Raw genomic sequence first — 4,047 nt, 5'->3', positions numbered from 1 at the left:
CGCTCCCGAAGGAGTTTCCAAAATAGTTCCGTTCGACTTGCATGTGTTAGGCACGCCGCCAGCGTTCATCCTGAGCCAGGATCAAACTCTCTAAAAATTGTATTTAAAGAACCGAAGTTCTTAAAATCGACTTTAGAGTCTGACGTGTCACTTTGTTTTAACTGGAGTTGTGACTTCCAGCGATTTACCAAGAGTAAAAAACTCTCGAAATTTCAGGTTCGCACTACAACCTTCGTTCTTTTGAACAAAAGTTTAAGCACATCGTTGTTTAATTTACAAGGTACAATCTGCTGTTTTCAAAGAGTTTTCACAACTTTTCGTCGTTCTTAACCGCTCATCAACAGCTTATTTAGTATATCAAAACCAGAAGCGTTTGTCAAGAACTTTTTTCAAATTCTTTTTCAGAACCTCAATCGGCTCTAAACCAAACTTTTCGGTTTTGCGCTCGTCTCTGAGAGACAGCTTTAATAGAATACCAAATCCGACAGCGAATGTCAAGCACTTTTTTATTTATTTTTGCGCCATACAATGCCTGTATTATAATAGTATATCTGTCTTTCTCCGTCGCGTGCCCTGTAAGCCGCATCTAACCTTGACATTTCCCCCAATTTAGTGTATAATTCCGCTCTTGTGGGAACTTTTTTACAAGGAGAACGGTTTATGAAAAAAGTTGGTTCACTGATCAGACAGCTGCTGCCACGACGTGATGTGCCGCTGCGCCAAAACACAAGGGCGCAAAAGCTGCTCCTGCTGCTACTGACACCGCTTACCGCGTTTTGGCTGATGCAGCTTGTGCTCGGCTCTCCACCGTGGAATATGAGCGCAGGCGTGGTGCTGGCTAACTGGCTATGCCTCAGCGCACTCTACTGGATCGGCTGTGCGGTTATCGGCTATCCGGCGGTCTGCTGCGTGCTGCTGCACATTCTGGCCGGTATGTGGGGCGCTGCGAACTACTTCGTTTCTGTTTTCCGCGGCACACCTATTCTGCCGTGGGACTTTAAGGCGCTCGGTACCGCTGTGGCCGTTGCAGGCAGTTACAGCCTGTCTATGACCTGGCAAATTGCCATCTGCATTATGCTGGTTGCACTGCTTGCGTGGGCGCTGCGCCCTTATTATAAGATGGGGCATTTTCGGCCGCGCAAAGGCGATCTGCTGCGCCGCGGTTCCGTGTTGATTGCTGGTCTGCTGTGTCTCATCCCGATCGCCCACCCGCAAATGCTGGGCATGTTCGGCGTAGAGACCGACGTGTGGGATCAGCTCGGTGCCTACCAGACCGGCGGTGCCGCTGCAGAATTTCTGCGAAACACCGAATTTATGGAAGTGGAAAAACCGGATGATACCACGCCGGAACGCGTCAACGCCATTGTAAATGGTGCAGAGGATGACCCGACACCGAATGTCGGCGTTGATCACCCGAATATTGTTGCTATTATGAATGAGTCATGGGCGGACTTTGAGGACTTCGGCAATCTGACACTCACGGAAAGCCCAATGAATTACATCAACAGCGTGTCGAACGCGATCCACGGCCACGCCTACACCTCGGTATTCGGCGCGGGCACAAGCACGAGCGAGTTCGAGTTTCTGACCGGTAATTCGATGAACTTCCTACCATCGGGCAGTATCCCGTATCAGCAGTACATCCTCGGTCCGACGGATTCACTGGCTACGCTGCTCAAGGGCTACGGCTACGAGACGCGTGCGTTTCATCCGGGTGAGCGAACCTCGTGGCAGCGTAATATCGCGTATCCGCGTCTGGGCTTCGACTCATTCAAGTGCGGCGAGGACATGGACGTACCGCAGACCGAGGAGCACGGCTACGTCAGCGACGATTCCGACTTCGAGCAGATTATTTGGGAGTTTGAGCATAAGGACGAAAGCACACCGCTGTTTCTGTTTAATGTGACGATTCAGAACCACGGCAGCTACACGGTTGAGAATTACCCTGCTGAGGTGCAGGTCACCGATGAGCCGGGCGTGTACCCCAAGGCAGAGCAGTATCTGACGCTCGCCAATAAGACCGATGAGGCCTTCAAAAAGCTGATCGATTACTTCTCGGCACAGACTGAGCCGACCATTCTCGTTATGTTCGGCGATCATCAGCCGTCTGTCGAGCAGGAATTTCTCGATAAGGCGTACGGCGTCACTCAGGACGAAATGACCATGGCGCAGTACATGGATAAGTTTAAGGTGCCGTTCATCATCTGGGCCAATTACCCGCTGACCGGCGATTCGACAAAGATCACCAGTCTGAACTTTCTCGCGCAGTATGTGCTGCGCAACGCAGGCATTGAAACCAGCGTCTACGGCAAATACCTGTGGAATCTGCAGAAAACCATTCCGGCGATGACCTTTGCCGGCTATTTCGATAGTGAAGGCAACGCATACAGCCATCTGGATACCACAAAATTTACCCCGCTGATTGAAGATTACGAGCGCGTACAATATAACAACCTGTTCGGCGGCGACGAACGCCAGACTGCGCTGTTTGCCTCTCCGGCAAGTGCGACTTCAAGCGATGCCGCAAACGCAACCAGTGGCAATTAAACAGAAGCGACTGCTATTGAACTGCACCCCATTTGTTAGACAGTATGATACACTATCTAACAGATGGGGTGATTTATTATGTCAAGAGGAAAACCGAACAAACGATACACGCCGGAATTTAAGAAACTGGTCGTGGAAACCATGATAGAAGAAAGGTTGAGTTACTGCGAAACAGCGAGACGATTTGAAGTAAGCAGTGCCACTCAGGTCAGAAACTGGGAGCGTATCTATTTGGAAGAAGGGTCGGAGGCATTGGCCATCGAACGACGCCAGCACAAAACGCTAGTAGTCCAGAAACTAAGGCAAAAATATTCTCTCAATCTTCTGCTTTCCATCACTCAACTGCCCCGTGCAACGTTCTATTATCACTTGAAACAAATGCAGAAAACAGACAAATATACATCTATTAAGGAAGAAATCACAACGATTTACCACGAAAACAGGGGCCGATACGGCTACCGGCGGATTATGACAGTGCTGCGCAGCCGAGGGTTCCTTGTAAATCATAAAACCGTTCAGCGACTTATGAAGGAGTTAGGGCTGATTTGCCGCGTCCGAATGAAGAAATACCGTTCTTACAAGGGAAATATGGGTAAAATTGCACCAAATCTGTTAAATCGGGATTTTCATGCAGACAAGCCCAATCAGAAGTGGGTCACCGATGTGACAGAGTTCAGTTTGTTTGGCAAGAAACTGTATCTGTCCCCGATTCTCGATCTGCACAGCAGCGATCTGGTCAGCTACACAATTTCAGACCGTCCGGTACTGAGCATGGTGACGACCATGCTGAACGAGGCATTTGCAAAAATTCCGGACAGAACAAACCTCATTCTCCATTCTGATCAAGGCTAGCAGTATCAGCATAAGCAGTACCAGCGCATGCTCCGGGAGAAGGGCATCCGGCAAAGCATGAACCGTAAAGGAAACTGTCTGGATAATGCTGTGATTGAAAACTTCTTTGGAATACTCAAAAGCGAGCTGCTCTATCTGCAGGAATTTCAATCCATGGAACACTTCAAGCAGGAGCTCATTGAGTATCTGGACTACTACAACAATCGCAGGATTAAGGCAAAACTAAAGGGCCTGCCGCCTGCAATTCACAGACAACAGGCCCTTTCGGCTGCTTGAACAATTTTTACTTCGAAATATTGTCTAACTTTTTGGGGGCACTTCATATGCAGTCGCTTTTTATTATCTAAAATCCATCTAAGTCCAAGTATGTGCTTTACCTGATAGGCCCCAGCCACCAGCACCCGTAAACAATTCGCGCGACACGGGTATGTCGCGCCTGCGTAGACTTAACCGCATGTATAGCAGCAAAGAATCTGACACTGCGAATAGGTCGAGAAATGGGAGCACACTGTGCTCCCCTACAGTAGAAAAGATCCTCTGCCGTTCCCCTTTTCGGAGCGATCGCTGGTTTCTGGTCTGCGCCAAACTAAGAAGTAAAGGAAAATGGGAGCTAAGAGGGTAGAAACCGTAGGTGTCTACCCTCAAAAG

Annotated in this window: 3 protein-coding genes; all 3 read left to right on the top strand. The window is 49.1% G+C overall.

Annotation, left to right across the window (positions count from 1 at the left end; genetic code table 11):
* Positions 1-660: 660 nt before the first annotated feature.
* The 3 genes from IEY11_RS04125 to IEY11_RS04115 all read left to right on the top strand — a co-directional run bounded on the left by IEY11_RS04125 (position 661) and on the right by IEY11_RS04115 (position 3,675).
* Positions 661-2,547 carry an LTA synthase family protein gene (locus IEY11_RS04125; protein ID WP_188885865.1) on the top strand — a complete coding sequence of 629 codons (1,887 nt, stop codon included), beginning with the start codon at positions 661-663 and terminating at the stop codon, positions 2,545-2,547.
* 78 nt (positions 2,548-2,625) lie between these two features.
* The gene (locus IEY11_RS04120; protein WP_188885864.1) at positions 2,626-3,399 is read left to right on the top strand and encodes an IS3 family transposase; all 774 of its coding nucleotides are present in this window, start codon (positions 2,626-2,628) and stop codon (positions 3,397-3,399) included.
* 27 nt (positions 3,400-3,426) lie between these two features.
* Complete coding sequence (locus tag IEY11_RS04115) at positions 3,427-3,675, top strand: IS3 family transposase (RefSeq protein ID WP_279289182.1); 249 nt, start codon at positions 3,427-3,429, stop codon at positions 3,673-3,675.
* Positions 3,676-4,047: the final 372 nt, after the last annotated feature.

It is taken from the genome of Butyricicoccus faecihominis, from assembly GCF_014648015.1.
In the GTDB taxonomy this organism is placed as follows: domain Bacteria; phylum Bacillota; class Clostridia; order Oscillospirales; family Butyricicoccaceae; genus Agathobaculum; species Agathobaculum butyriciproducens.
Note: the sequence above shows the minus strand (reverse complement) of the source record. Positions and strands in the feature narration are given on the sequence as shown.